This is a genomic window from Tatumella ptyseos ATCC 33301 (assembly GCF_000735525.1).
In the GTDB taxonomy this organism is placed as follows: domain Bacteria; phylum Pseudomonadota; class Gammaproteobacteria; order Enterobacterales; family Enterobacteriaceae; genus Tatumella; species Tatumella ptyseos.
This window is the reverse complement of the sequence record NZ_JMPR01000038.1, coordinates 16,702-43,134: the sequence shown is the minus strand read 5'-3', so window position 1 is coordinate 43,134 and position 26,433 is coordinate 16,702. Positions and strand designations below refer to the sequence as shown.

At 53.3% G+C, this 26,433-nt stretch carries 23 protein-coding genes; 12 read left to right on the top strand and 11 right to left on the bottom strand.

Annotated elements, in window-relative coordinates; genetic code table 11:
- Positions 1-68: 68 nt before the first annotated feature.
- Positions 69-512 (top strand): hypothetical protein, encoded by a 444-nt coding sequence (locus tag GTPT_RS11995; RefSeq protein WP_051170996.1) that lies wholly within the window; start codon positions 69-71, stop codon positions 510-512.
- On the opposite strand, the gene ldcA is transcribed toward GTPT_RS11995, so the two are convergent.
- Positions 503-1,444 carry a muramoyltetrapeptide carboxypeptidase gene (ldcA, locus tag GTPT_RS11990; protein ID WP_029991772.1) on the bottom strand — a complete coding sequence of 314 codons (942 nt, stop codon included), beginning with the start codon at positions 1,442-1,444 and terminating at the stop codon, positions 503-505. The genes GTPT_RS11995 and ldcA overlap by 10 nt on opposite strands.
- Before the next feature lie 169 nt (positions 1,445-1,613).
- Here ldcA and GTPT_RS11985 point away from each other — a divergent pair, with 169 nt between their 5' ends.
- From GTPT_RS11985 to GTPT_RS11975, 3 genes are all read left to right on the top strand, one after another.
- Positions 1,614-2,249, top strand: a complete 636-nt coding sequence (locus tag GTPT_RS11985; RefSeq protein ID WP_025901837.1) for a transglycosylase SLT domain-containing protein — start codon at positions 1,614-1,616, stop codon at positions 2,247-2,249.
- Positions 2,250-2,535: 286 nt separating this feature from the next.
- A complete protein-coding gene (locus tag GTPT_RS11980; protein WP_025901838.1) occupies positions 2,536-2,784 on the top strand; it encodes a GlsB/YeaQ/YmgE family stress response membrane protein in 249 nt (82 codons plus the stop codon).
- Between the two features lie 327 nt (positions 2,785-3,111).
- On the top strand, positions 3,112-3,678 hold the full coding sequence (locus tag GTPT_RS11975; RefSeq protein WP_025901839.1) for a TorD/DmsD family molecular chaperone: 567 nt from the start codon (positions 3,112-3,114) through the stop codon (positions 3,676-3,678).
- A 55-nt stretch (positions 3,679-3,733) separates the two neighbouring features.
- Here GTPT_RS11975 and GTPT_RS11970 read toward each other — a convergent pair whose 3' ends face one another.
- Together GTPT_RS11970 and GTPT_RS11965 are read right to left on the bottom strand one after the other, a co-directional pair.
- The gene (locus tag GTPT_RS11970; protein ID WP_029991771.1) at positions 3,734-4,300 is read right to left on the bottom strand and encodes a class I SAM-dependent methyltransferase; all 567 of its coding nucleotides are present in this window, start codon (positions 4,298-4,300) and stop codon (positions 3,734-3,736) included.
- A gap of 440 nt (positions 4,301-4,740) precedes the next feature.
- On the bottom strand, positions 4,741-5,973 hold the full coding sequence (locus GTPT_RS11965; protein WP_025901841.1) for an amino acid permease: 1,233 nt from the start codon (positions 5,971-5,973) through the stop codon (positions 4,741-4,743).
- Between the two features lie 348 nt (positions 5,974-6,321).
- Here GTPT_RS11965 and GTPT_RS11960 point away from each other — a divergent pair, with 348 nt between their 5' ends.
- The 4 genes from GTPT_RS11960 to GTPT_RS11945 all read left to right on the top strand — a co-directional run bounded on the left by GTPT_RS11960 (position 6,322) and on the right by GTPT_RS11945 (position 10,598).
- Positions 6,322-7,269 (top strand): aminoimidazole riboside kinase, encoded by a 948-nt coding sequence (locus tag GTPT_RS11960; protein WP_029991770.1) that lies wholly within the window; start codon positions 6,322-6,324, stop codon positions 7,267-7,269.
- Positions 7,270-7,465: 196 nt separating this feature from the next.
- Positions 7,466-7,714, top strand: coding sequence for a FeoA domain-containing protein (locus GTPT_RS11955; RefSeq protein ID WP_029991769.1), 249 nt, complete (start codon positions 7,466-7,468; stop codon positions 7,712-7,714).
- Positions 7,711-10,032 (top strand): Fe(2+) transporter permease subunit FeoB, encoded by a 2,322-nt coding sequence (gene feoB, locus GTPT_RS11950; protein WP_029991768.1) that lies wholly within the window; start codon positions 7,711-7,713, stop codon positions 10,030-10,032. Before GTPT_RS11955 ends, feoB begins: the two co-directional genes overlap by 4 nt.
- A 74-nt stretch (positions 10,033-10,106) precedes the next feature.
- Positions 10,107-10,598, top strand: coding sequence for an ecotin family protein (locus GTPT_RS11945; protein ID WP_025901845.1), 492 nt, complete (start codon positions 10,107-10,109; stop codon positions 10,596-10,598).
- Between the two features lie 286 nt (positions 10,599-10,884).
- Here GTPT_RS11945 and GTPT_RS11940 read toward each other — a convergent pair whose 3' ends face one another.
- Complete coding sequence (locus GTPT_RS11940; protein WP_081671504.1) at positions 10,885-12,261, bottom strand: fructose-specific PTS transporter subunit EIIC; 1,377 nt, start codon at positions 12,259-12,261, stop codon at positions 10,885-10,887.
- A 78-nt stretch (positions 12,262-12,339) separates the two neighbouring features.
- A complete protein-coding gene (locus GTPT_RS11935) occupies positions 12,340-13,158 on the bottom strand; it encodes a shikimate 5-dehydrogenase (RefSeq protein ID WP_029991766.1) in 819 nt (272 codons plus the stop codon).
- A 153-nt stretch (positions 13,159-13,311) separates the two neighbouring features.
- Here GTPT_RS11935 and GTPT_RS11930 point away from each other — a divergent pair, with 153 nt between their 5' ends.
- Positions 13,312-15,111 carry an SgrR family transcriptional regulator gene (locus tag GTPT_RS11930; protein WP_029991765.1) on the top strand — a complete coding sequence of 600 codons (1,800 nt, stop codon included), beginning with the start codon at positions 13,312-13,314 and terminating at the stop codon, positions 15,109-15,111.
- A gap of 1 nt (position 15,112) precedes the next feature.
- Here the strand turns inward: GTPT_RS11930 and GTPT_RS17560 are convergent, their stop codons facing one another.
- From GTPT_RS17560 to budA, 3 genes are all read right to left on the bottom strand, one after another.
- Positions 15,113-15,283, bottom strand: coding sequence for a hypothetical protein (locus GTPT_RS17560; protein WP_156022710.1), 171 nt, complete (start codon positions 15,281-15,283; stop codon positions 15,113-15,115).
- Between the two features lie 362 nt (positions 15,284-15,645).
- Positions 15,646-17,322 carry an acetolactate synthase AlsS gene (gene alsS, locus GTPT_RS11925; RefSeq protein WP_156022709.1) on the bottom strand — a complete coding sequence of 559 codons (1,677 nt, stop codon included), beginning with the start codon at positions 17,320-17,322 and terminating at the stop codon, positions 15,646-15,648.
- 33 nt (positions 17,323-17,355) lie between these two features.
- A complete protein-coding gene (budA, locus tag GTPT_RS11920) occupies positions 17,356-18,138 on the bottom strand; it encodes an acetolactate decarboxylase (protein WP_025901850.1) in 783 nt (260 codons plus the stop codon).
- Positions 18,139-18,243: 105 nt separating this feature from the next.
- Between budA and GTPT_RS11915 the strand changes: the two genes are divergently transcribed.
- Positions 18,244-19,119, top strand: coding sequence for a LysR substrate-binding domain-containing protein (locus tag GTPT_RS11915; RefSeq protein ID WP_029991763.1), 876 nt, complete (start codon positions 18,244-18,246; stop codon positions 19,117-19,119).
- 430 nt (positions 19,120-19,549) lie between these two features.
- Here the strand turns inward: GTPT_RS11915 and gss are convergent, their stop codons facing one another.
- The 3 genes from gss to GTPT_RS11900 all read right to left on the bottom strand — a co-directional run bounded on the left by gss (position 19,550) and on the right by GTPT_RS11900 (position 24,333).
- On the bottom strand, positions 19,550-21,430 hold the full coding sequence (gene gss, locus GTPT_RS11910; RefSeq protein ID WP_025901854.1) for a bifunctional glutathionylspermidine amidase/synthase: 1,881 nt from the start codon (positions 21,428-21,430) through the stop codon (positions 19,550-19,552).
- Positions 21,431-21,686: 256 nt separating this feature from the next.
- Positions 21,687-23,351 (bottom strand): acetolactate synthase large subunit, encoded by a 1,665-nt coding sequence (locus GTPT_RS11905; RefSeq protein WP_025901855.1) that lies wholly within the window; start codon positions 23,349-23,351, stop codon positions 21,687-21,689.
- 52 nt (positions 23,352-23,403) lie between these two features.
- Positions 23,404-24,333, bottom strand: a complete 930-nt coding sequence (locus GTPT_RS11900) for an AEC family transporter (protein ID WP_029991762.1) — start codon at positions 24,331-24,333, stop codon at positions 23,404-23,406.
- A 597-nt stretch (positions 24,334-24,930) separates the two neighbouring features.
- Here GTPT_RS11900 and cbpA point away from each other — a divergent pair.
- Together cbpA and cbpM are read left to right on the top strand one after the other, a co-directional pair.
- Entirely contained in the window at positions 24,931-25,863 is a 933-nt protein-coding gene (gene cbpA / locus GTPT_RS11895) for a curved DNA-binding protein (protein ID WP_025901857.1), read from the top strand.
- Entirely contained in the window at positions 25,863-26,165 is a 303-nt protein-coding gene (gene cbpM, locus GTPT_RS11890) for a chaperone modulator CbpM (RefSeq protein WP_025901858.1), read from the top strand. Before cbpA ends, cbpM begins: the two co-directional genes overlap by 1 nt.
- Positions 26,166-26,433 lie beyond the last annotated feature (268 nt).

Genomic DNA, 26,433 nt, shown 5'->3' with positions numbered 1-26,433 from the left:
CGTGCAACAGAGATATTCTGGGCAAGACAATACAGATTTTTCTGACAGAAGATATTTCGGGATACACGATGAAAAAAATACTTGCCACCACACTGGCAATATTTCTGCCGCTGACCGCTGCATTTGCATTAACCCCGCCCAATGATGGTGACGAATTTCAGATCTCCTGTCCGGGACGGGATACCATGACCGTTGACCGTGCGGAGTACGGCATTTCAACACTGATGTGGGGAACCGATAATTTCCAGATAGCGGCAGGGCAGGAAAGGACCCGGCTCAGTGACGGACAACCGGTATGGATCACCATGTTTCGTAACGGAGACCAGTTGATGGTGGATAAAGCCACGCAGAATACCTTCTTTGTTTATGCAGGCACCACGGCACTGGTACCTTGCGAAAGAACGTTTACCCGGCCTGACCCGCTACTGACTCTGACACCGTGGAGTGACACCCACATGGCACAAAATAACGATTCCGGGAACGGGCGCCGGGGAGAACATCGTTACTCGTGAGTCAGTGACGCGGGCGGAAGCGGATGGCCGGTCAGTGTCAGTGAACAACTGTGACCCTGTACCTGCAGGTGAGCGTTAGCGCCGATAGGGAGTGTAACGGTGTCCTGCTCGTGCCCGAAGGGTAATCCGGTGATAAACGGGACTCCGCTCAGGTCACGCAAAGTTTGCCATACTGTGTCGTGGCTGAACCCTTGATCGTACTCAGAGAGTGTGGCGCCACTGAAGTTACCGAGGATCACGGCCTGTTGTTGCTGCAGGATACCGGCATGCCATAGTTGCAGCAGCATCCGCTCAATACGGAAGGGATGTTCATTCACATCCTCAATCACCAGGATCCCTTGTTTCACTTCCGGCATCCAGGGAGTCCCCGTCAGTGAGCAGAGCATGGTCAGGTTACCTCCCCAGAGAGTCCCTGTCAGTGACAGATTTTCTGTTGTCTTTGCGCGCCAGTGGATGGTATAACTTTTTTTCCTCAGGATCTCCCTGAAGTGTTGCAGGGTAAATGCTGAAGGGCTTTCCGCCCCGAAATTTCCGGCCAGCATCGGTGCACTGTAGGTAATTAACCCGGTCTGAGCGAACAGCGCCAGTTGTATGGCAGTAAAGTCACTGTGTCCGCAGAGGGCAACGGGATGATGTGACAGGCGGTCAGCCAGGGCGGTATAACGGATGTCGCTGAGTAATCTGCCGGCACCATATCCTCCCCGTACCGCGAGAGCGATATCAGGCAGTGATGTGCTTCCGGCCAGTTCATTCAGGTCTGCCAGTCGTTCAGCATCGGTTCCGGCAAAACGCTGGAAACGGCGAGTGATAATGTCTGTGTTTTCCAGCCGGTGGCCCTGGTCTCGCAGGTGTTGTACGCCGCGCCAGGCCGCTGCCTGATTGATGCAATAACCGGAAGGGGCAATCAGTCGGATAATATATCTGGCAGTCATAGCATTATCTTCTTCAGGAGAAAGTAAACAAAACACAGATATCACATCATGAAGAAAACAATCGTCGAAGTCACGTTTTTAAACCCCAGGTGATTTCAGACAAACGGTAATTTTACCCGGTTTATAACCCTGTATCATAGGCGACGCAAAATTATCAGGATAAAAACACGTGAAGATAAAGTATCTTGTGCTTTCTGCCTTATTTCTGGCAGGTTGTGCCAGTCAGCCACCCCGGCAACCCACAGAACAGCAAAAATATACACCGTTAATAGAAGCTCCACCCTCAAGAGTTCTGACCAATAATGATTGGTCTATTTTCACTGAAGACGCTGCCAGTCATTATGGTGTTGATCAACGTTTAATCAGCGCCATTATTAGTGTCGAGTCCGGTGGAAATCCAAATGCGGTAAGTCGTTCTAACGCCATCGGCCTGATGCAGATAAAAGCGTCTACCGCCGGACTTGAAGTCTATAGGGCTCAGGGAAAGCACGGTGAGCCAACCCGCAGGGATTTGAAAGATCCTGCGAGAAATATTGAGATCGGTACGGCTTATATCAAAATCCTGCAGAAGACCATGCTGTCAGGTATCCATAATCCTGTGACGCTGCGTTATGCGACGATAGTTTCTTATTCAAACGGCGCAGGAGCGTTATTACGTACGTTCTCACCTAACCGCGAACGTGCGATTGCGATGATCAATGACATGACGCCGCAGCAGTTCTATCGCTTTATTGAGCGCAGTCATCCGGCCAGCCAGGCACCCCGCTATTTATGGAAAGTGACCAACGCATACGAAGATAGCTAATGTCTGTGATTGGGCAGAGGCTGAACGCCTCTGCCCAATCATGCATTATGCACCCGGCCGGGCATTATTCCCTTTTTGTTACATGGCTGACGTTTAGTGGCTCCGGGGGGGGATTTTCTGCCGCTTTTTATAGCAATCACTCCGGGGTAACGTGACAATACCTGAAAATGTGCCAGGCTATATCTCTGATAACTTCGGTGTATTGTGAAGTTATCGTTACCACTGGACGGGGACCCGGCCCGGTGGATTAATAATTAATGCTGATTAATTTATGTAAGGAGCAGTTATGGGCATTATTTCATGGATTATCTTTGGTCTGATTGCAGGTATCCTCGCCAAATGGATTATGCCAGGTAAAGATGGCGGCGGTTTCATTGTAACCGTTATCCTGGGGATTATCGGTGCCGTTGTCGGTGGTTGGATCAGTACACTCTTCGGTTTCGGAAAAGTGGATGGATTTAACTTCGGAAGTTTTGTCGTCGCAGTGATTGGTTCACTGGTCGTACTGTGGATTTACAGAAAAATCAGAAGTTAATTCGTCTTTCAGAAAAAGGCCATCTCCGGATGGTCTTTTTTTATGGCATTTTCCGGCGAGTACCGTTGTTATCCCCTCAGGCTGAACCCGTTCACCGGGAAAGCACAAAATGGCCCGTGAAGTCAGCTAGCCCCTCTGTCGGCGAAAGGTGCGGGGTTATCCGGATCTCCCCGGAGGAACAATGCCTCAGGGGATAAATCCCCCCCGGCATTGACAAGGCGGGGCAGGCAACATTAAATACGACGCTTTGAGAAAGCGTGGGGTGAATCGCTGAGTTTGGTGATCTGCGGCCCGCATCAACACTGAACCTTGCAAGAGATAACCTGAATGAATGAATTTTCGCTGATTTGCCGTATTCTCGGATCATTGTTTAACCGTGCCCCGAATGATCCGGTGTTACAGCCCCTGTTCACACTTATCCGCGAAGGTAAGCTGCAGCCCGTGTGGCCGCTCGAACAGGACGACCTGCTGAAAACATTACAGAATAACTGTGACCAGCCTGCGCTGGAAGCCGACTACCAGGTCTTGTTTGGCGGTGAACAGCCTGCAGTTTCCCCGTACGGCTCTCAGTGGGAAAATGGTCCCCGGGAAGAAGACGTAAGGGCGTTTCTTCAGCAGCGTGGTATGCCACTGACCGATGCCCCGGCAGATCATTTCGGTATGCTGTTACTGGCAACGTCCTGGCTGGAGGACCAGTCTCAGGAGGATGAATATCTGGCGCAGTTCACGTTATTTGATGAGTATCTGTTGCCATGGTGCGGAGCATTCCTGGGGAAAACAGAAGCCCATGCACGGACTCCGTTTTATCGCACGCTGGCATCCATTGCCCGTGGTGCGATTCAGGCGATGTATGAAGAGCTGGCAGAGCAACAGGATCCGGAGCCGGCAGAGTAATCTGCATGAAGCCCGGGCCGGGTGTTCTCTTCTGACACCCGGAATACCGCACCCGTCAGGTGTCGGACCAGTGGTGAGTACAACTGTAGACCCAGGCAGGTGGCACGTTTTTTAATACCCGTCGCCTCTGCCAGGTGAAATAGCGTGAAAGCTCTGACTGGGTGAGTGACGTATACTGAAACTGCACGAAAACCCCGCCGGGTGTCAGGGCCTGATGAACCGCGGAAAGTATGGCATGCCGCACCGGGACCGGCAGCGAAAGCAGCGGTAAACCGGAGAAAATTGCATCATACTGACCTGTCAGACGTTCAGCAGATTTGGCGTGAACCTGCAGGCGGGGATCATTGATTGTCCGTAACCGGGAGACCAGGGGCTGACTGATCTCAAATACATCTATCGTCGCTTCTGCTGACATACGGTTCAGCAAAATTTTAGTCAGAACACCGTCACCGGCACCCAGTTCAGCCACTTTCTGAATAGCTCCCCAGTCGGCACAGCCGGCCATAGATTCACACAAGGCCATCGATGATGGGGTAATGCTGCCTACTTTCCGGGGGTTACGGATAAACTGTTGAACAAAACCTGCCTTAGAACGTACCAGACTGATGGCAGAAGCCAGCATGTAAACCTCCATGATCAAGTTAACCTTATTACTATGTACCCGATCCACAGATAAAGTGCCTGCACTGATGACAAAAGAGATCATTATCAGAATAGTCTGCACGTTGTAAACGAGGCCGATGTTGCCGGAAGTATGCAGGCGGCAACAATCTGCAGCAAAAATCACTTTCTGCAGGGCTGTCTTTTTCCTCAGGCCGGATATTCCTTCCGTCAGTCAGAAAGGGTTTTCGGGGACTCAGGGAGACGAGTGGTGACGTTCTTCTCCGCTCTGGCGGCTTGCGGCAACCCCGGTCATCACTCTGCTATAAGGTGTAAACCGTCAGGCCGGGGATGTGGCCGGAGGGGAGAGTTGCGGATCCGGCAGGAGAGCCACGGTACAGGTCTGTGGCGGAAAACATGAGGGCGGAAGGTGGCCCGCCAACTGACGGGCCATAGAACAGCTTATTTAAAAAACATCACCGAAACACATAACAGGCCCACAACCAGCACCAGGAAATTGGCTACAGACCGGTAAGGGCGTAACGCGGGTACCAGCCAGGTCGAAAGCGTCGGCATAATAAACAGGATCAAAGCGATCAACGGGCCGCTGATGGCATAAATCATCGACAGTGCATTCGGGTTAATACAACACACAATGAAGGTGAACAGAGACACTATCGCCAGTGATAATCCGCGGCTCAGTTTAGGGCCGGGGTTAAAACCGGCAAACTGTGCAGTGGAAGATACGACCTGGGTTGCACCTTCAATGACTCCGAAATAGGTCCCAAGGAATGATTTCGACATCGCTACCACGGCGACAATGATCCCCGAGGCGCTGAGCCAGCCCGCCGACGAAGACATCATCGATAATGCAGATAAAATGGTCAGCCCCTGGGTTTTAGCGATTTCCACATCCTCTGCCGGGATCGCCATAAAACAACTAAAGACGAAGAACAGTACACTCAGGCAGATGATCAGATAGGCCACTTTCATGATTTTTTTGCATTTGGCCATCGCCTGATCATGATATTTCTCGCGCTGAGCCACGGAAAAAGTAGAAATGATTGGGGTATGGCTAAACGCGAAAACCATCACGGGAATTGAGAACCAGATGTCATGCAGCGTATCCGGCGTGTAGGTTAACCCGGAGGTGAGCAGGGAAGGCTGCCAGTGACTGCTGAGATATACCGACAGAAACAGGAAGTAGGCAATCAGCGGGAACACCAGGAATCCCATGACTTTTATGGTGACATGGCGGCCGGTCAGGAAAATCAGGTTCAGAGTCGCGACCACGCCCAGACTGAGCAAGACTCTGGTGCCTTCACCGACCACCTGATGTCTGGCCAATTGTTCAGCCAGTGAATTGGTGATGGCGACAGCATAGATCAGGATAACGACAAAGAACGCGACAAAGTAAAGGATCGAAATCAGATTACCTATTTTTTTACCGAAAAATTGCCGGACTGCAGAGGTGATACCGTCCTGCTGATCACCGGCTTTTGAGGCCAGAATAAACTGACACAAGGCTTTGTGCGGCCAGTAGGTTAAGGGCCAGGCCAGTAAGGCTGTCAGAAATAACACTACCGCTCCGGCCGATCCTAACTGAATAGGCAGAAATAACGTCCCGGCGCCGACAGCAGTACCATATAGCGCAAAGCTCCACAAAGTCTCTTCTTTTGACCAACATTTAATCATTCTGCGAATGTATCCACCTAGTGAGAAAAAGTAGGGTAATTTACCATAATAAAAACTTATATGTTATCGGGCTAAGGGCTGTGATGGAATGAACGGGAAATTAAAGTGATAAATCGGTGTCAGAGGTTCTGATTTTAGGAGTAATTCGGCATCATTCGGGCTGTCATTGTTGTGACGTTATCAGATAAAATAGTAAATAAATCGTCAGGTTATGGCAGAGCCCTGAGTATTTAGCGCTATAATTTCCCTCCCGGCCCTCTGTCGGTGAAGATTTCAGACTAAAAAATAAAATGAAGCGTCGGGCTGTGGATAATGCGCATGGCTGGCCATCAGTAATGAGGATATATGATGAAAATTTGGGCCCTGGGTGACGCCGTCGTCGATTTACTCCCTGCCGGTGATATGAATTACCAGGCCTGTGCCGGAGGAGCGCCACTGAATGTTGCCGTGGGTGTTGCCAGACTTGCGGGTGACAGTGCGTTTATCGGCCGGGTCGGTAATGATCCTTTCGGCCGCTTTCTGAAACGTACGCTCGAAGAGCAAGGGGTCGGGGCGGAATTCATGCTCACCGATGAAACTTACCGTACCAGTACGGTGGTGGTGGATCTGGCAACCAGCGGTGAACGCAGCTTCTCATTCCTGGTGAATCCTTCCGCTGACCAGTTTCTGACTTCCCGTGACCTGCCGGTATTCGGTAAAGATATCCTGCATTACTGTTCACTGGCACTGGCGGCTGAAAATTGCCGTGAGGCGGTGGTTCAGGCCACAAGCAAAGTGAAAGCCCGTGAAGGCTGGGTCAGTTTTGACTTAAACCTGCGTGAACAAATGTGGTCAGATAAAGCAGAGATGCGCCGCGTTATCGAACAACAGTGCCGGAGTGCAGATATTCTCAAACTTTCAGATGAAGAATTACTCTGGATGACGGAAGAGGAAACCTCAGACTGGGAGGAAGCGCTGGCATTACTGGAGCGCTACCCGGCCCCGCTGAAAGTGATCACCCGCGGTAAAGAGGGCGGGATCGTCTTCTGCGGGCAGGATAAATTCAGCTTCCCGGGCTACAACGTCAAAAGCATTGATACGACCGGTGCAGGCGATGCCTTTATGGCCGGCCTGTTATCATGGCTTGCGAGACACGGGCTGCCTGAAACTGAACGTCTGAGCGCTCTGCTGTCGCAGGCGGGGGCCTGCGGGGCACTGGCCACTACCCATAAGGGGGCCTTGCCGGCCTTACCGACACCCGCCCGGCTGAACGATTTTATCCGTGCGGCTGGCCTGCTGACGCTTCACCCGTTGTGATCTTCCGGCAGATAAGCCAATACAAATTCATGGCTTATCTGCTTTTATCCCCCGACTGACCTCTGCTGATAAATTCCTTTTTCTGACGTTTTCATTTTTTCTCCCCGCTTGTCTTATATCAAATTTCATGAGAACGATTCTCATTATACTAAAGATCTACCGCCCGTGACGGGGGATCATCAAGTGAGGACGGCTTATGCCAGTAAAACCTTTCTGCCGCTATCGGATCCGGGCTATCAGCCCTCAGACACCACCGGCATTCCGCCAGAAACTCTTTTCGCTGGGCCTGCTGCCGGGGGCAGAGTTTGATGTCGTCAGGGTGGCACCGCTGGGCGACCCGCTTGAAATCAGTGCGCCGACGATGACTATCATGCTACGCCGCAGAGATCTGGCCCTGCTGCAGCTGGAACCTTTGCCGGTCAGTGAAGGGAGCCCGTCAGCATGAGTCAGCAAGCATTAACTATCGGGCTGGCGGGTAACCCGAATACCGGAAAAACCACATTATTTAACCAGCTGACCGGTGCATCGCAGCGGGTAGGGAATTGGGCCGGGGTGACCGTAGAAAGAAAAGAAGGCTTCTTTGCCGCCGGGGAGACACTGGTCAGACTGGTGGATCTGCCTGGGCTTTATTCGATGACCATGACCTCGCCGGAAAGCTCACTGGATGAACAGATTGCCAGTGCGTTTATTCTGCAACAGGATGCCACGTTACTGATTAACGTTATTGATGCCAGTGCACTTCAGCGGGATCTCTGGCTGACGTTACAGCTCAGGGAAACGGGGATCCCTTGTATTGTGGTCCTGAACATGATGGATGTTGCAGAGCAACGCGGGGTTTTACCGGATATTGAGCGGCTAAGACGCGCACTGGGCTGTCCGGTGATCCCGATGGTTTCAACGCGCGGGGAAGGGATCCGGGCGCTGAAACATGCCATCGATCACCTTCAGACATCCGGCCCCGGTACCGCCTGTTCACTGGCTCTCCCGGCGGAAACGGAAGCTATTCGCCGGCAACTGTCAGACAATATTACCGGACATTTCTCACCGCAGATACAGCGCTGGATGGGGCTGCAGGTACTGGAAGGTGACCTTTACAGCCGCCGGTTTCTGCCACCGGACATAGTCTCAGAGATACTTCCTGATGCAGATCTTGCGGATAAGCTGGCGTTACAGATAGCCGGATATCGTCAGCAGCGTTGCCGGAAACTGGCGCAGGAAGTGACCCACCGGCAGGTGGCGAAACCCCATCGACTGACTCTCCGGCTGGACCGACTGGCAATGGATCGCTGGCTGGGGCTGCCGGTATTTTTACTGCTGATGTACCTGATGTTTTTCCTGGCCATCAATGTCGGCGGGGCCCTGCAGCCTCTGTTTGAAAACGCGTCGGTCACGCTGTTTGTGCATGGGATCCAGTGGCTAGGGTGGATTTGCCAGCTCCCGCCCGGGGTCACCGACTTTTTTGCCAGTGGCATTGGTGGCGGGATCACTACCGTATTACCCCTGATACCGCAAATCGGGATTATGTACCTGTTGATGGCGTTTCTGGAGGATGCCGGCTATATGGCCCGGGCGGCCTTTGTGATGGACAGACTGATGCAGTCTCTGGGGCTGCCGGGGAAATCCTTTGTCCCGCTGATCATCGGCTTCGGGTGTAACGTCCCCTCGGTAATGGGATCACGGACACTGGATGCACCCAGAGAGCGATTAATGACCCTGCTGATGGCACCTTTTATGTCCTGTGGTGCCAGGCTTGCTATTTTTGCTGTCTTTTCATCGGTCTTTTTTAGCAGCCACGGGGCCCTGGCGGTCTTTGGTCTCTACCTCTGCGGCATTTTCGTGGCGGTACTGACCGGATTATTACTGAAATATACCCTGCTGCGCGGTGAAGCTACACCTTTTATCATGGAGTTACCGCTATACCATTTGCCGCACCTGAAGAGCGTTGGCTTACAAAGCTGGCAGCGTCTGCGTGAGTTTGTCTGGCGTGCCGGTAAGGTCATTGTGCTGGTCAGCCTGCTTATCAGCGGGCTGAACAGCTTTACTCTGCAGGGGCACCCGACCCGCCCCGGAGATGAGGCTGCTCTGGAAACGGTCAGTAAAGCGATAACACCGCTGCTGGGGACTTTCGGGGTACAGCCGGATAACTGGCAGGCAACGGTCGGACTGATCACCGGGGCGATGGCGAAAGAGGTGGTTATTGGTACGCTGAACACACTCTATACTTCTCAGGCCATTGATGAAGAGCGCTTTGATCCTGAGACGTTCAGTCCTCTTAGTGAACTCACCGGGGCCTGGCAGGCGACCCTGGAGAGTCTGGCGACAACCTTTAGCTGGCAGGTGCTGGAGAACCCTATCGCCGCCAGCCAGGGAGATACGGAGATCAGCAGCAGTGCATTAGGGGTAATGCACCAGAAATTCCCCGGTAGTGGCGCTGCTTTCTGTTATCTGCTGTTTGTCCTGCTCTATGTACCCTGTGCCTCTGTAATAGGGGCAATTGCCAGAGAGAGCAGCCGTGGCTGGATGTTGTTTTCGGTGTTCTGGGGGCTCAGTATTGCCTGGTCGGTATCGACTCTGGTCTGGCAGCTCATGATTTTCTCATCTTCCCCGCTCAGCGCCGGGCTCACACTTTCTGCGGTGATTATTTATAACCTGATCCTGGTCGGGATACTGGCGAGGTGTAAACCCCGCATTTCCATGCCATCTGTGCCGGTCTCAGCCTGCGGGGGATGTCGGGGATGCGGTTCACAGTCAGGATGCCATTAAGCGGTATATCGCCACGGACGTCACGGTATGGTAGGGTTCCCGGACAGCACTGACCGGTTATTTCAGGAGATCCTATGCGCAAATTGATGTTGATGATATTGCTTGTCCCGCTTTCAGGCATCAGTCTGATGACACAGGCAGCTACCCGCGATGATGGCCGGATGATGAAACCCTATCCGCTGGCAGAAGCTGAAATGCAACGTAATGTCATAGTATTACCGGCAGTCAGTCATGAGCAGAACTACCGTGTGGAGCTGATTGTCGGTAAAAAAGTGATGGCAGACTGTAATCTGGTACATCTGGCCGGGTCGTTCAGCGAAGAAACTGCAAAAGGATGGGGATATCCCTATTATCGCGTCACGCTGCAACCCGGGCTTATCTCTACACGCCGGGCCTGCATTCCTGCACAGAAGACCTCCCGATGGGTGACTTTACCGGCTGCCTCCGAAAAGCTGTTGCGCTATAACAGTAAACTTCCGCTGGTGGTGTATGCCCCGCAGGGGATACAGGTCAGTTATCGTCTATGGAAAGGCGGTGATGATGTGGTGAAGTCAGAGCCGCGTTAAACGTTCTGCTGTGCGGGGCCTGGCTGAATGGTTATTATTGCAGCGATCATCAGGCCACAGACCGGTTTCTCTGTAAACGTACAGAATGCTTTGTGGCGGTTTTTCGGGGGGCGGATATTTCAGCAAGATTACGCTATGTCTGCCGGGAAGAAGACGATGCAGAGTCATTGTTTCGTGACGGGATCATTGACCGGCAGAGCGGATGACTGGTTGTCCGATATTCCGGTGATGTGCAGCAGGTCACGTAGTTTCAGAAGGGGGGGCACATTGTGCCCCCCCTTGGTGTTCAGGAAGGAACCGCGCTCTGTACCGGTGCCCGGCGCAGCAATGCGTACATTCCGCCGGTCACCAGGCTGCCGGCAATGATAGCCACTAAATACATTCCGACATGCCCGACGGCATGGGGAATGGCCAGGACAAATAATCCGCCGTGAGGTGCCATCAGCGTACACCCGAAATACATCGATAACCCGCCCGCCAGGGCACCACCCGCCATGGTGGACGGAATAACCCGCATCGGGTCGCGGGCAGCAAACGGGATAGCACCTTCAGAGATAAAGCACAGCCCCAGTACAAAGGATGCCTTACCCGCCTGAAGTTCCGGAGGTGTGAACCGGGATTTTGCAAGCCAGGTGGCAATGCCCATCCCCAGGGCAGGAACCATCCCGGCCGCCATAATGGCCGCCATTGGCTCATAAGACTGTGACGCCAGCAAGCCGACACCAAAAGTATAGGCTGCTTTATTGACCGGACCACCGAGGTCGAAACATTGCATAGCCCCGAGCAGGACGCCGAGTAACACTGCATTGGCGGTGGTCATACCGGCCAGAAAGTGGGTCAGCCCTCTCATTACAGCTGACACCGGCCCACCCACGACATAAATCATTACCAGCCCGGAGATCACGGTCGCCAGCAGCGGGATCACCAGTACCGGTTTCAGCGCCTCCATAGACGAGGGCAGGGTGATTTTCCGGGTCAGGAACCGGGCTGTATATCCGGCCAGGAAACCGGCGATGATCCCGCCAAGAAAGCCAGCTCCGCTGGCTGAGGCCAGCATTCCGGCGATAAGGCCGGGAGCGAGGCCGGGACGGTCGGCAATGGAATAAGCAATATAACCCGCCAGCACCGGTACCATTAGCGCGAAGGCCGCCTTGCCGCCAATTTCCATCAGAGCGGCAGCCAGTGTTCCGGGTTGTTTAAATGCATTGATCCCGAAGACGAAGGAAAGGGCAATACATAATCCCCCGGCCACTACCAGCGGTAACATATGTGATACCCCGGTCATCAGATGTTTATAAATCGCCGGCAGTTCAGTCCCCCGCGCCTGACTGTCCACCGTGTTATTCTGATAAGGCGTTGCCAGCCGCAGTGCCTCCAGCAGTGTTTCTTCCGGTTTTTTCAGTGCCTGGCTGGTGCTGGTGCGGTAAAGGCGCTTACCGTGAAACCGTGAAAGATCAGTTTCGATATCAGCGGCGATGATCACCACATCAGCTTCATGGATATCTTCATCACTGAAGGTGTCACGGGCCCCGACAGATCCGCGGGTTTCTGCTTTGAACGGAAACCCTCGTTTTGCGGCTGCCGTTTTCAGGGCTTCTGCCGCCATAAACGTATGAGCCACACCGGTCGGGCAGGCGGTCACTGCAATGATACGTTCGTTCATCAGATACACCTTTTTATATTGAGGCCAGTATTATCAGTAAAAACAGGTGCCTGTCAGAGGGGGACAGAGACTGAGCCGTTACTGCCGTGACCAGGCTGCCGCCTGCCGGAACAGCTCATCTGAAGGGCGAACCCCGGTATATAACGCAAACTGTTCTACGGCCTGGATAGCAAAGACTTCAGCGCCGGTGATCACGGTCTTATTCAGCGCTCTGGCCGCGTTGATCAGGGGGGTGGTCTCCGGCAGTGCCACGACATCAAACACGGTATCCGCTGCTGCGATTTCTTCCTCGCTGTAGGCGAGTGTATTTTCATCGTGGCCGCCGGCCATCCCTATCGGGGTGGCATTGATCAGCAGTTGCGGATGCAGCCCTGCAATATCACTTCCGGCCTCAAAACCATAGAGATCGGCCAGTCTGGCCGCATTTGCCGGATCCCGGTCAATAATTCTGCCACGGGTAAAGCCTGCATCCCGCAGGGCGCAGGCGACCGCTTTTGCCATACCACCGCTGCCGCGCAGCACAAAAGTTAACCCGTTATCGACCTGGTACTGTCTGAGCAGCGTCGCGATAGCGATATAATCGGTGTTATAGGCCTTCAGGTAACCTTCGGTATTTACAATCGTATTTACGGAGTGGATCGCTTTCGCCGAGGCATCCAGCTCATCCACCAGGGCGATCACCTGCTCCTTGAACGGCATAGAGATGGCACATCCCCGTACGCCCAGCGCGCGTACCCCGCTGATTGCCCCGGCTAAATCGGTGGTAGTGAACGCTTTGTAGAGGTAATCAAGGTCCAGGGCATCGTAGAGGAAATTATGAAACCGCGTACCGAAGTTACTTGGACGCGCGGCGAGAGACATACACAGGGTGGTATCTTTATTCAGATGACGGGTCATTTACTGCTCCTTGTCTTTCAGTCAGCCATACCGGAAGCCGGACACGGGGTCTGTCCTCCGGGCAACGGTATCAATACTTGCCGCTATCTTTATAATGGGCTAAAAAGAGGAAGTTAAAAACGGCTGTCTTTTTATTCCGGGAGTTCCGCTTTTATGACTGTCCAACGGCTCGAACAGCATTACCGGCGTCTGCTGGCGTTTTACCCTCAGCGTGAAGTGACACTGACGCTGGGAGAGTTAGCTGATAAAATCTGCTGCTCAAAGCGCCATATGCGGGGGGTATTGCTGCGAATGCAGCAAGCCGGCTGGCTGAGCTGGCAGCCTGGTGTAGGGCGTGGTCATCAGTCGGTCCTGACCCTGCACTATAGCGAAACGCAGCTGCTGTTCAGAAAAGCGGAACAGCTACTGGATGAGGGCGATATCCGTAGCGCGGTCACGCTGCTGGGGGATCAGCAGCAGCTGGTGGCGGGGCTTCTGCGTCAGAAACTGGGGTATCAGGTCCGTGAAGATTACCAGTCGCTGCGTATTCCTTATTACCGTACCATGCCGAACCTTGCCCCCGGCACGCCGCTACGCCGCTCTGAAATCCATCTGGTAAAACAGATATTCAGTGGCCTGACCCGGGTCAATGATCAGACCGGACTTGCTGAAGCGGATTTGGCACATTTCTGGTCACAGCGTGATTATCGTGACTGGACGTTTCATTTGCGCCCGGCGGTACGCTTTCATGATGGACGGGAGCTGACCAGTGACGATGTCGTAACATCGCTGGCGCGCCTCGTTTCACAGCCGTTGTTCTCCCATATAGCCCGGGTTCATGCCAGAGGACGTCTGACGGTAGAGATAACGCTGAGTCAGCCCGATGCCTGTTTACCCTTATTGCTGACCGACAGCGCGGCGTTGATTTTACCGGCTGACTTTGCCAGCCGTCCTGACTTTGCCACATTACCGGTAGGGACCGGCCCCTATCGGGTGGAGGAAAATAACCGGCTACACCTGAGAATGCGGGCTTTTGACCACTACTTCGGGTTGCGAGGCTTGCTGGATGAAATTGAGGTAATTGTCTGGCCGCCTGCGCTGAAACAGGCAGCAGAAGCCTCTCAGGGAAAAGGTGATGTCAGGGGACAACCGTCCGCATGGCTGAGTTCCAGCCTGAGTGATATCGAGTATATTTCAGGGCAGGCGGTCAGCCTCACCGGGCATCCCGGCGAAGACAGCGGTGATATGTTCCCCGAGAAAGGAGGCTATTTTCTGCTCTGTGACAGCCGTTCACCCCACTGGCAGCAGAGTCCGGCACGACGCTGGATCCGCGAAATTCTGAACCCTTATGCGCTTATTCAGCGTTTTATACCGGCCATTCGTCCCTTATGGATCCCTGCGGCCAGCCTGATGCCGGACTGGTTACATGCGATGTCTGAAGGTGAGGCTATCCGTCCGGCATCCTTACCCGTCGGGGGGGCCGGAAACATTCTTCGGCTGGCGTTTCACCGCCAGCATCCTGAGTTTGAAATGCTGGCCCGGGAGATGCAGTTTCTGCTTAAGCAGCAGGGGATCATCCTGCAACTGATGGAGCAGGATTATGAAGAATGGGCTAACGGAGAGGGGAATGTCGATCTCTGGCTGGGCACGGTCAATTTCCCGGTCCCTGAAGTCTGGAATGCCGGTGCGTGGCTGTTAAGTCTGCCGCTGCTCAGGCATTCGGTTTCCGGGGGGGATGCTGAACGCTTTGCCCGATGGCAACATGCCTGGCGGGCGGGATCTCTGCAGGGGAAACAACTGACTCAGCAGGTGATCCACGACGGCTGGTTACAGCCGCTGTTTCACCACTGGATGCGCCTTAAAAGCCCGGGACAGGCTCAGGGGATCCGTTTGAATAATCTTGGCTGGTTTGATTTCACCCGGGCCTGGATGGCACCTGCCGCCGGCCCGGGGACAGAAAAGGAAGAGCAATGACTCAGAGAAGGCGGCTGCGCATAACCTCGCCACAGAGCAACTGAGCCTCCGGACGCTGTTTCTGGTCCTGCTTCAGCGCAGACTGACACTGAGTTTCGGTCGGATAGAGTGCTTTGGTCACAGGAAGCACATGGGAATGAGAAATCATCAGTGCGACGAATCCGGCTATCATAATTATACCTCCGGCAGTTCAGGCCTCAGATACTGTTAAGTGTAGCGGATGACAGGTTTTTTGCCGCACTTTATTTTCAACGGGGCCGGTTTTTACGGGAAAAAAGATGCGCGCGATCAGCGCGAATAACACATTATCTTCTTCTATCACCGGAGATATTCTGCGGTAATCCCGGAGCTTTCGACGACACATGCCGAAGCCGCATTCCGGGTGTTCAGGAAGGCATCAATACCGGTGATCACAGCGTTACCCGGTAACAGAGTATCTGCGTCCTGATCTGTGAGAGTCTCTCCGGATGACGCTGTGAAAACGGGCACCCGCAGGTACCCGTTTTATACTGTGACTGAAGGTTGGGCCGTGACTCAGAACATCTCAGCCATATTCAGCTGGCTCATCAGTAATGCGTTGGCGCTGTAATCAACAGGAATGGCAACGACGGCCGGGCCCTGTACATCCATAGCGGCACGCAGTGTGGATTCCAGCGTTTCTGACGACGTCACCGCGAAGCCTTTCGCACCAAAAGCTTCGGCATAGGCTTTGAAATCGATAGGTCCGAAATCCACGCCGGAAGCACGGTTATATTTTTTCTCTTCCTGAATCGCGACCATGTTGTAGCAGTTATCGACCCAGATAATATGCAGGATATTTACCCCCAGACGGACCGCAGTTTCCAGTTCCATGCTCGACTGCATAAAGCCGCCATCGCCGGAGACAGAAACAACTTTACGTTGCGGATCCACCAGCGCGGCACCAATCGCCCAGGGCAGGGCAACCCCCATCGTTTGCTGGCCGTTAGAAATCAGTACCTGGCGGGCGCGGAAGCTATACAGGTAGCGGGCAATCCAGATATGGAAGCTGCCCATATCCACACACAGGGTGACATCACTGTTAACGATGTCCTGCATAGCGCGTACCAGACGCAGTGGGTGGATAGCAAATTGCTGCAGGCTGCGGCCTTTCTGGGCCAGTAACTCACGCTGTTGCTGACGTTCCTGCAGGATAAGCGTTGTGCTATGACTGAGTGCATAACGGTGGTTAATCTGTTCGGCCAGCAGATCCACCGTGCCGGCGATATCCCCGATCAGTTCAATGTCCGGGGAATAGTGGCTGTCGGTCTCTGCCGGTAAGACATCAATATGGACCAGCCGGGCGGTTCCCTGATTCCATTTCACCGGTTCATATTCTACCGGGCTGTAACCGACGGTGATGATCAGGTCTGCATTCCGCAGTAACTGGTCACCGGCCTGGTTATTGAACAGGCCCACACGTCCGGCAAAGCGGGAGAAGTGGTTCTGGTCAATCACCCCGGCGGCCTGATAGGTACTGGTGACCGGAATTTCACTGCGGGTCAGCAGACGGCGAACAGCATCGGCGTTACGGGGCTGGCTGGCCATCAGGCCCAGCAGAAGCACCGGGTTTTTCGCCTGAGCAATCAGCGCGGAAACTTCATTGATCTCTTGCTGCGGTGCCGTGCCCAGGGAAGGTAACCGTGCGCTTAAGACATGTCCGTTGGCAGGTTCATTCACAATGTCCATCGGCAGACTGATAAAGGATGCCCCCGGACGACCAAACTCAGCCGCACGGAAGCCGTTGGAGAGAACCTCTGCAATCGCAGACGAGGAAGTGACCTCGGCGGAATATTTTGTCACCGGACGGAACATAGAGACAGTATCCATGGTCTGGTGAACCTGTTTCAGGTGATCCTGACGACTGACCGCACCGCCGATAGCCACAAAGGGGTCACCTTCAGACGTGGCAGTGGCCGCACTGGTGATAAGGTTTGAGCAGCCGGGGCCGGAGGTGACCAGTGCCACACCGGCTTTACCGGTCAGACGGCCAATCGCACCGGCCATAAATCCGGCATTGGCTTCCAGTCGTACCGGAACGGTAATAATCGAAGAATCTTCCAGTGAATCGAAGACACGGTCAATTTTAGCGCCGGGGATCCCGAACACATATTTGACCTGCTGTTCTTCTAACTGGGCAACGACCAGGTCGGCACCACATTTCCACTCAGTTTTTTTATCACTTTTGTTCACAATAGGATCCTTACTCGCCTGTTCGATAGCGGATTAACCTTCAACAGATTGGATAGCTGCACTCAAATCTTCAGGATTAAGATCGGCGTTACGGAAATCTTCATCCTCAGGAAAATCGATCACCAGTTTTTCAATAGTACCAAAGGTGAGCCGGCCTTCCCGGACCTGATAGTCGAGCACATGACCGCCACTACTGCGTTGCTGGTTAATAAAGTGTTCGTGATAACCGGCGACATTGATCCCCTGCATAAATTCCGGGGTCAGGAAACCAATCAGCACCCCGTCCTGTTGCTCAATGTGAAACACCGGTTGTTCTTCAACCGCCTGCATCATGGGCTTATAGGGACGGTGCTGTTCCGGCACGGTTCGGGTATCTACTTTGTCGAAGTGACCATCAATTCGCAGCGCACAGAAGATATTCTGACTGGCGACATTGGCATCGATAATGTCGTGGATCTGCTGACGACTGTGAGGTTCTTTGATGGTGTATTCGTGTGTCGGATTGAAAAAGGTCATCACGGCAAACGGTGTTTTCTGATCCGGCGAGGCACTGCGTGCACTGCCATCACTGCGTAACTGAAACACATCACTATTGAATGCGATCATCTCGCCATCCAGATGATTAAATGTGCCCAGCCCGAAATCACCGTGCTCCAGTAACTGGCGGATAGTCGTCTCACCTTCATAAACGCCACTGAGTAATGCACTCATCAGTGAGGCCTGATAGATAATATTTTCTCCGCGATCTTTTTCTAATTTTAACGCTGCCCTGGTAATATCACTGATGCAGGAACACCCGCAATGTCTCGTTTCCATGATTAATTCCTGAGGTTTTATGACTTAACCTTGTGGCCTAAAGGTTGACAGGATGGCGAAGATAATTCCAATATGATGCACTACTCACTTTAAGACGTTTTTGATATGGAACTTCGGCATTTACGCTATTTTGTCGCGGTCGCAGATGCGGGTAATTTTACCCGTGCTGCCGAAAGCCTGGGGATCTCTCAGCCACCGCTGAGTCAGCAGATACAGCGGCTGGAGCATGAAATCGGCAGCCCGTTACTGCGCCGCCTGACCCGCAGTGTCGAATTGACACCGGCAGGAAAAGTGCTATATGAAGATGCAATTAAAATTCTGAAAATGTCTGATTCGGCGTTTGAGAAAGCCTGCAGCGTCGGACGGGGGCTTAGCGGGTCGCTGAGGATAGGTTTTGCATCCTCGACGGCACTGAATCCGCAGGTATTTACCCTGTTGCATAATTTCCGCGACCATTATCCGATGATCAATCTTCTGCCCGGTGAGTTGCATATGTCAGCGCTGATCAATGAATTGCTGAAAGGCGCCATTGATATCGCGTTTATCCGTCTGCCCTGTGACAGAAGCCGGGAAGTGGACTACCGGGTCATCGATAATGAAGAGATGGTGGTGGCATTACCGCTGAATCATCCGCTGGCAGAGCGCCCTGTACTCAGCTCACTGGCAGAATTGCGCAATGAAACGCTGATTATTTTCCCGCGGGAAATCTCGCCCGGGCTCTATGATTCGGTGATCACTGCCTGTCATCAGGCGGGCTTCACACCGCCGACGTTTGCACAATCGCCCCAGACAACCTCGGCCATCAGTATGGTGGCGACCGGCTTTGGTTATACGATAGTGCCGGTATCACACAGTAAAATAGATCAGGCCAGTGTCTGTTATCTGCCGATTGAAGGCGCACCGCTGAAAGCTCAGGTCGCGCTGGCCTGGCGGCGTCATAGCCTCAGTAAAGCGGGCGAACATTTTCTGGCACTGTTATAAGCGTAACCCGTGGAGTGATAAGGCCTCTGCCAGGTTCGTGGCAGGGGCTGCGGAATAAAAACGGATCCCCGGAACATCATTCATTGCTGATACCGAAACGGAATTCTCAGGTCTGTATAGCTCCCGGGGAGATGAGGATGTCATGCGACGTCCTGTTTATATGCCTGTGCATCAGGAAGGGGGATCGGGCAATGGTGTCCCCGCCTGACTTTTTCCATCACTGTAATCCTGCCTATCGTGTCCTGCCCGGGGACCAGCAGTATGCCTGCAAAGGGATCACGCAGAGTCATTTTCTTATGGTTATGACCATGACATCAGTGATTTATCGAAGGGAAAACCTCCCCCTGTGGCAACGGGTAGCGATAACCACGGAACCCCGACAGACGGCACGGGCAGACAGGCCCTGCCACCCGACAGGGCCTGTAAGGAGTCAGCGGATAAAGTCCTGATCGTCGATGATCCTCAGCGGTTCGATATCGCTCTCCTTCTTAATGACCAGCGTCGGATCTGAACGCAGACAGGCCCCGCCGTAGTGCCCACCGACAGTGAACGTACACACCTGGATATATCGTCCGGCTACCTTTGGCAGACACCAGAGTTGCTGATAGATATTGGTTTGCCCTGCAAATTTGCCGCCGGTCTCACCGAGCAACTGTTCGCGGTGACTTACCAGCCCGATATTGCTGCCGCAACGCCCCCCGATGGGTTTAATGGCATAGCCGGTCTGTTGCAGTTCCTCATTAATGGTGAAGTCAGTATCCAGCAGATATTTATGATGCGGGAACAGCGACCACAGCACCGGAAGGATCGCTTTATTTCCGGGGATCACGGTCCACAGGGGTTCAAAAACCATCACCTCGGGCCGCAGCAGCACATCCATCAGCCGGACCTGATGATCGGCTTCTCCGGTACGGATAGGTAAAGCGGCCGGCGGTTCGGCTTCACATTCGGCCCGCAATTGCTCCAGCACGGTTTCCCAGGCCCAGGTTTTCCAGACACAGTTCACTTCGCGACCCTCCGCGTCGATCAGCTGGCCGGTGGCGTTCCAGTGTAATTCCCCGAGGCCGTGCAGAATTTTGCTTTTGAAGCCGGCATCGGTTAATGCTTGCTGCATCATCAGAGCATGATAATTTTCTTCAATATCGTCATCCTGAAGAATGTGTACGAACGGCAGGGCATCGCTGTGTTTCCAGGCATCCGCCAGCGTATTGATCAGGCGGCGGCAGGGATCTTTACCCTTATCGACACCTCCCTGGCGTGCCCATTTCCCCAGTACAATACCGCCTTCTGTATGACAGGAAGCCGAATCCGCGTTGTATTCATAGACTTTCAGACCCCGTTCATCCAGACAAAAATCGAGCCGGCCGGTGATCATATGATGGCGACGCCGCTGCCAGGAAAGACGCAACCGTGGCCAGAGAATTTCAGGGATATCGAACAGGCGGAGCAGGCTGTCGTCCCGCAATACTTTATCGGTAGCATGAAGGTACATCAGGTGCAGTTCGTTGGTCGCGCTGATCAGTTCCTGTTCTGCACTGCGGGAGATCGTAAAATACTGACAGGGATCCGCATTGATCACCGCACCGTTATTCGCCTGCATATACGCATGTTCAACCGGGTTATTGTTATCCAGCCACTCACCGGAAAATCTGTCCGCCTCCGGTACGCGTTCAGCATGGATAGCCAGATAAGCGGATTCGGTTTCCGGGGCAGGCAGACTGTCCACACTGTCACAGGTCTGCACCATCCAGCCGAGGATCTCCGTATCATCAAAGGTGTCTTCGATAACATAGCGGCCATTATCACAGCGCAGCACCAGCTCACGGGTCCATTGCTGTCCGGCGGGCAACGGACTGTGGATCACGTTCTGTTCAACTATCTGGATTTTGCCTGCATAGACGCGGGTAATAATCGCGACATGGCCGGTTGTTTCAAATTCACCGCCTTGTTGCCAGATCAGTAACGCGCCGGAGACTGGCGGACGGGCACTACCGTTAGCAAAAGCCTGTAAGGGGAGAATATCGTCATTAACGACCTGGCGGAGAAAACGCAGAGCGAAGATTTCGTAAGCCATCCGGACATCGGTAAACACCACACCATAGTTCAGATACAGAAAGCGGCGGGCAAATTCGACACATTGCCATTTATAGCCCATGTATTCGTTGCCAAGATAACTACGCAGTGAAGCATCGTCCGGAAATTCTTCGCTATCCAGTGAATCGTAATCAGAAGAATAGATAGCGACACCGCCGGGGGCGTAACCTAATACTGTCCCGAAAGGAGCGTGATTTTGCGTAAGTTCCACAGTCATTTTTTGCCTTAATCGAAAAACAGCCAGCCTGAGGCATGGAGTGTTCAGTATCCCTGACATCAGGAGAGTCCCGGGCGGGGCTGGTTCAGGGAGTGTTTCCCGGAGCAGGGTGCCGGACAGAGCGGACGGCAGACGGGGCGGGCAAAATAATCATAGCACTAAAATCCGGGAAATAAACCGGCATTTATGTGACGTTGTCACTTTGTTTTTAATCAGAAATAAAAGGCTGCCCGCAGGAACTGCGGGCAACGGAAACTCAGAGTGCGATAGTTAATTCACCCAGCGTTTTTACCAATGCCATGTTCTCACGGTAGTCTACCGGGCAGGCAATGACCGTCACACCGTCGCCCGCCAGAGCTTCTTTCAGCACCGGCAGTAATTCCCCGGCAGAAGTGATCTGATGACCACGGGCACCAAAACTTTCAGCGTACTTCACGAAATCAGGGTTTCCGAAATCGACCGAATCGTGGGCACCTTCTTCAATGTCCATTTTCCATTTGATCAGCCCGTAGCTGCCGTCTACCCAGACCAGCACGACCAGCGGAATACGTTCACGGACGGCTGTTTCAATTTCCTGTGAATTCATCATAAAGCTGCCGTCCCCCATACTGGCCAGCACTTTACGCTGAGGAAACGCCAGTTTTGCGGCAATCGCGCCAGGCAGGGAAAACGCCATGGTGGATAAGCCGTTCGAGGTCAGGCAGGTAAGGGGCTGATAGGTAGGGTAGAGACGTGAAACCCACATCTTAATGGCCCCGGTATCCGCCAGCACAATATCGTGGTCATCCAGTGCACTTCGCATATCAGCCACCACCCGTTGTGGTTTCAGCGGGAAGCTATCGTCATGACGGCCTTTCTCCAGTTCCTGCTCACGCAGGTGGCGGATAGTTGCGCTGCCGGGCTGAGCATGCAGTGGTTCTTCACCCAGCGCCTCGCTCAGTGCGGACAGTGTGAGTGAAATATCCGCGGCAAGGGCGATATCGGTGCGGTAGTGACGATCGGTATCCGGAAGGAAGCTGTTGATGTGGATGATCTTTTTATCGGCATCCGGGTTCATCCTTTCCGGGGCAAATTCCTGAAGCTCGTAACCGACCGCCAGGATCACATCGGCTTTATCGAAAGCAAAATTCTCGTAATCATGGCGCATAAAGCCCATCACACCCAGCGCATGCTGACTGCGATCGCTGATCACCCCTTTGCCCATAAAGGTGGTGGCCGCCGGTATCTGATAACGTTCGGTAAACTGATTCAGCGCACTCGCGGCACCGTTTCTTGCCACGCCGTGCCCGGCCAGGATGACGGGGTAGCGCGCCTCACGCAGCAGCTTCGCGATAGCAGAAACTGTTTCAGCCGGCGGAAGAGAAATACTGCTGCTTACCGGCAGAATGGGCTGCAGGTTTTCAGGTACCGGCATCGCTTCCACATCCTGCGGGATAGCCAGATAAGTCGCCCCCGGCCGCTCCTGCTGTGCTATCTGAAAGGCTTTACGAACCATTTCAGCCGAGGCGGCGGGAGTGTAAAGGGTATCAGCCCACTGAGTCACTGGTCGGAACATGGCGGTCAGGTCGACAATCTGATGGGATTCTTTATAGATCCTGTTCAGTCCTACCTGGGCTGAGATAGCCACCAGCGGACTGGAATCGGTCTGCGCGTCTGCGGTTCCCAGCAGCAGATTAATGGCGCCGGGACCGAGAGTCGCTGTGCAGACCCCGGCTTTCCCGGTCAGGCGACCGTAGATGTCGGCCATAAATGAGGCTGCCTGCTCATGGCGAACCAGAATAAAACGGATATTTTCTGAGGCAGTGATGGCGCGAACGAATTTGATATTTTCCTCGCCCGGGATCCCGAAGACGTATTTCACGCCTTCGGCTTCAAGACAGGAAACAAGAAACTCAGCGACATTTTTCGTTTTAACGGTCATACATTATCTCCGGGATATCGGTTATCTGTTAAAACCGCACACGAATGGTTATTTACCCGGCCAGGTAATATAACAATCCGCCCATGGTCAGAATCGAGAAAAGTGTACTAAAGAAAAGAATGGAAGCGATTTCCTGCCCGGCAGTTTTGTATTGTACGGCCAGGATGACACAGACAGAGGCGGTCGGAATGGCCATGCTGATCACCGACAGGCTGAGTGTCTGACGGTCGGTATGCAGCCAGAGTGCCAGCGCCATAATCAGCAACGGCAGGATAATATTTTTAGCCACAATGGACAGGATAACCGTGCGGTTAAACACCACGTGATAGGAATACAAAATCACTCCGGAAGCAAACAGTGCAACCCCGCCGGTGGTACCGCCAAGCAGTTGTAGTGCGCTGCGAAAAGCCGCGGGAATATGCAGATTGCACAGTAAGAGAAATAACGCCAGCACAGGGGCCCAGACCACAGGTTCTTTCAGGGTATGGACGATATGCTGTAAGAAGGAGTCACCTTTCTTTTCTGTGTCGGAAGAGGAAAGGATCAGAATAGTCAACGGCACCTGAAACAGGTTCATAATAATACTGCATAAGGCGATGGGAATGGTGCTGATCGTCCCGTACAGATGACCCAGGACCGGGACGCCGACAAAAGGAACCGCCGGGCCGGACACCGAAAGTGCCAGCAAGGCCGCCAGGCCGGGTTTCTGACGAAACAGATAGCGTACCAGCAGAAAGACAAGAATATATCCTCCTACCATGCCGGCCAGCAGGATAACGGCGATCAACCCCTGGGAGAGGAGTACCGAACGGGAGAGGCCCATCATCCCCGCAAACAGGGTTAACGGCAGGGCATACAGCATGACCATCCGGTTAAGTATCGCCCCCTGACCGGCATCAAAATCATGGTGCCAGCCGGCAATAAAACCCAGCAGCAGTGTGACGACTATCGGCAAAAGTGCCGGGATAATCAAATCAATCATTATTATTCTCCCGCATCAGGTCAGGCATCATCACAGGCCAGTGCAGTGGCCCGAAAGGGCCTATAAAGTAGCTCTGATAACCTATGATGTATAGCGGGTGGCATACTGAACATTCACGGCATATCGATAAGTTTAACTGATGAAACAATTCCGTAAAAAAATATTATTTTTGCGGGAACAGCGTCATCCTGCAGGATTTAAGGGCCGGTTTCAGCAAGCAACGTAAAACGGGCAGGAGCCAGGAAACAGACAGATAACCCTGAAAATAGCAAGGTTAAATAATAAGAATAGATTTTTTTCAATGGGTTATTGATTAACACTTTAAAAATTAAGCTTTTCCTGATGCGGATCTCACCGTGCTTTCAGAAAATAATGTAAGCTGGTATGAGTGTGTTATTTTTACACATTAGTGAAGAATATCTTTTGTATTTATTGGCATTTTCCGGCCTTCTGTTCAGGCTGATATAAGGCGAATGACCCGGAATTTACACTGCAAACAGGCAGGCTGCGGTCTATATTTATTATTTATTACCCGGCAGGTCGTGGTGACTGACCTGACCAGAATATTTGCTTCATACTGACCCGAAGGCTAATGCTATGGAACTGAAGGATTACTACGCTATTCTCGGGGTAGAACGTACTGATGATACTAAAGCCATTAAGACCGCTTATCGCCGTCTGGCCAGGAAATATCATCCCGATGTCAGTAGCGAGAAAGATGCAGAGACAAAGTTTAAAGAGATCGCCGAAGCCTATGAAGTGCTGAAAGATAAAGAGCGTCGGGAAGAATATGACACCCTCTGGCAGCACCGTAATGATCCCCGTTTTAATGAGTATTCTTCCACCGGTTCGGCCTATTCGGATGCCGGAAGTGCCGGACAGGAAGACTTCTCTGACTTCTTTAGCTCCGTTTTTGGTCAGCAGTCACGACAGGCCCGGCAACCCCGCGCGGAACGCGGCCAGGATATCGAAACCGAAGTTGCCGTTTTCCTCGAAGAGGCTCAACGGGGTGAAACCCGGACCATTCAGTTCAGCTTACCGGTACGTAATGCCTTCGGGATGATCGTGCAGGAGATCCCGAAAACGCTGAAAGTCAAAATCCCGGCCGGCATCTCAGACGGTGAGCGGATCCGTCTGAAAGGACAGGGCGGACAGGGCAGTGGCGGTGGGCCTGCCGGTGACCTTTATCTGGTCATCCGTATTGCTCCGCATCCTCTGTTTGATGTGGCGGGGAATGATCTGGAGGTGGTTTTACCGCTCGCCCCCTGGGAGGCGGCGCTGGGCACCAAAGTATCGGTGCCGACACTGCAGGACAGTATTCTGCTGACCATACCGCCGGGGACTCAGGCAGGACAGCGTCTTCGGGTCAAAGGCAAAGGACTGTCTGCCAGGCAGAGTCAGGGAGATCTCTACGCCGTGGTGAAAATTGTTATGCCACCCCGACCGGATGAAAAATCACAGGCGCTCTGGCAGCAACTGGCTGACGCCGGGTCGGCTTTCGATGCCCGCCGGGGCTGGGGGAAAGAATAATGAGTCATGTCGGGATCACCTTCACCGTCACCGAGTTTTGTCTGCACACCGGCTTAACCCGGGCAGAACTGACCGAAATCATCGGGCTGGGTGTGCTGGAACCGCAAGGGGAAGCTTCTGAGCAGTGGCAGTTCGATGATGGATCGCTGGCACTTTGTCTCCGTGCTCAGCGTCTGCGCCGTGAACTGGAACTTGACTGGCCGGGGATAGCGGTGGCGCTTACCTTACTGGATGAGATAGAACGTCTTAACAGTGAAAACAGGCAACTGAATCAGCGCTTGTTGCGGTTCACTTCACCTTAACAGTAAACCGGGCGGCTCTTACGGCGCAAGTCCGGGCGATTATCCGGCTCTTATGCAGCCTGTTGCCTGGTGAACGGGGCAGAGGGTCGTTATCTCAGTCAGTCGGTTTTCTTTGCAGGAAAGCCGAACCTTTCCTGCGCCTTTCCGGCGTGAAGTGCGTCGATATTCCCCTTTATATGCCCCTTTATTGCAGCCTTCGGGGCGTTAACTGTCTTTCTGAACCGGTATGGCCGCCCGGCAGTTTATACACCTTGCTGGCCCCGGTAAG

Excerpts from the sequence above, each read along its gene's own strand:
- GTPT_RS11995 (WP_051170996.1), top strand. The coding sequence starts at position 69 with ATGAAAAAAATACTTGCCACCACACTGGCAATATTTCTGCCGCTGACC.
- ldcA (WP_029991772.1), bottom strand. The coding sequence starts at position 1,444 with ATGACTGCCAGATATATTATCCGACTGATTGCCCCTTCCGGTTATTGC.
- GTPT_RS11980 (WP_025901838.1), top strand. The coding sequence starts at position 2,536 with ATGGGCATTATTTCATGGATTATCTTTGGTCTGATTGCAGGTATCCTC.
- GTPT_RS11975 (WP_025901839.1), top strand. The coding sequence starts at position 3,112 with ATGAATGAATTTTCGCTGATTTGCCGTATTCTCGGATCATTGTTTAAC.
- GTPT_RS11970 (WP_029991771.1), bottom strand. The coding sequence starts at position 4,300 with ATGCTGGCTTCTGCCATCAGTCTGGTACGTTCTAAGGCAGGTTTTGTT.
- GTPT_RS11965 (WP_025901841.1), bottom strand. The coding sequence starts at position 5,973 with ATGATTAAATGTTGGTCAAAAGAAGAGACTTTGTGGAGCTTTGCGCTA.
- GTPT_RS11960 (WP_029991770.1), top strand. The coding sequence starts at position 6,322 with ATGAAAATTTGGGCCCTGGGTGACGCCGTCGTCGATTTACTCCCTGCC.
- GTPT_RS11955 (WP_029991769.1), top strand. The coding sequence starts at position 7,466 with ATGCCAGTAAAACCTTTCTGCCGCTATCGGATCCGGGCTATCAGCCCT.
- feoB (WP_029991768.1), top strand. The coding sequence starts at position 7,711 with ATGAGTCAGCAAGCATTAACTATCGGGCTGGCGGGTAACCCGAATACC.
- GTPT_RS11945 (WP_025901845.1), top strand. The coding sequence starts at position 10,107 with ATGCGCAAATTGATGTTGATGATATTGCTTGTCCCGCTTTCAGGCATC.
- GTPT_RS11940 (WP_081671504.1), bottom strand. The coding sequence starts at position 12,261 with ATGAACGAACGTATCATTGCAGTGACCGCCTGCCCGACCGGTGTGGCT.
- GTPT_RS11935 (WP_029991766.1), bottom strand. The coding sequence starts at position 13,158 with ATGACCCGTCATCTGAATAAAGATACCACCCTGTGTATGTCTCTCGCC.
- GTPT_RS11930 (WP_029991765.1), top strand. The coding sequence starts at position 13,312 with ATGACTGTCCAACGGCTCGAACAGCATTACCGGCGTCTGCTGGCGTTT.
- GTPT_RS17560 (WP_156022710.1), bottom strand. The coding sequence starts at position 15,283 with ATGATAGCCGGATTCGTCGCACTGATGATTTCTCATTCCCATGTGCTT.
- budA (WP_025901850.1), bottom strand. The coding sequence starts at position 18,138 with ATGGAAACGAGACATTGCGGGTGTTCCTGCATCAGTGATATTACCAGG.
- GTPT_RS11915 (WP_029991763.1), top strand. The coding sequence starts at position 18,244 with ATGGAACTTCGGCATTTACGCTATTTTGTCGCGGTCGCAGATGCGGGT.
- gss (WP_025901854.1), bottom strand. The coding sequence starts at position 21,430 with ATGACTGTGGAACTTACGCAAAATCACGCTCCTTTCGGGACAGTATTA.
- GTPT_RS11905 (WP_025901855.1), bottom strand. The coding sequence starts at position 23,351 with ATGACCGTTAAAACGAAAAATGTCGCTGAGTTTCTTGTTTCCTGTCTT.
- GTPT_RS11900 (WP_029991762.1), bottom strand. The coding sequence starts at position 24,333 with ATGATTGATTTGATTATCCCGGCACTTTTGCCGATAGTCGTCACACTG.
- cbpA (WP_025901857.1), top strand. The coding sequence starts at position 24,931 with ATGGAACTGAAGGATTACTACGCTATTCTCGGGGTAGAACGTACTGAT.
- cbpM (WP_025901858.1), top strand. The coding sequence starts at position 25,863 with ATGAGTCATGTCGGGATCACCTTCACCGTCACCGAGTTTTGTCTGCAC.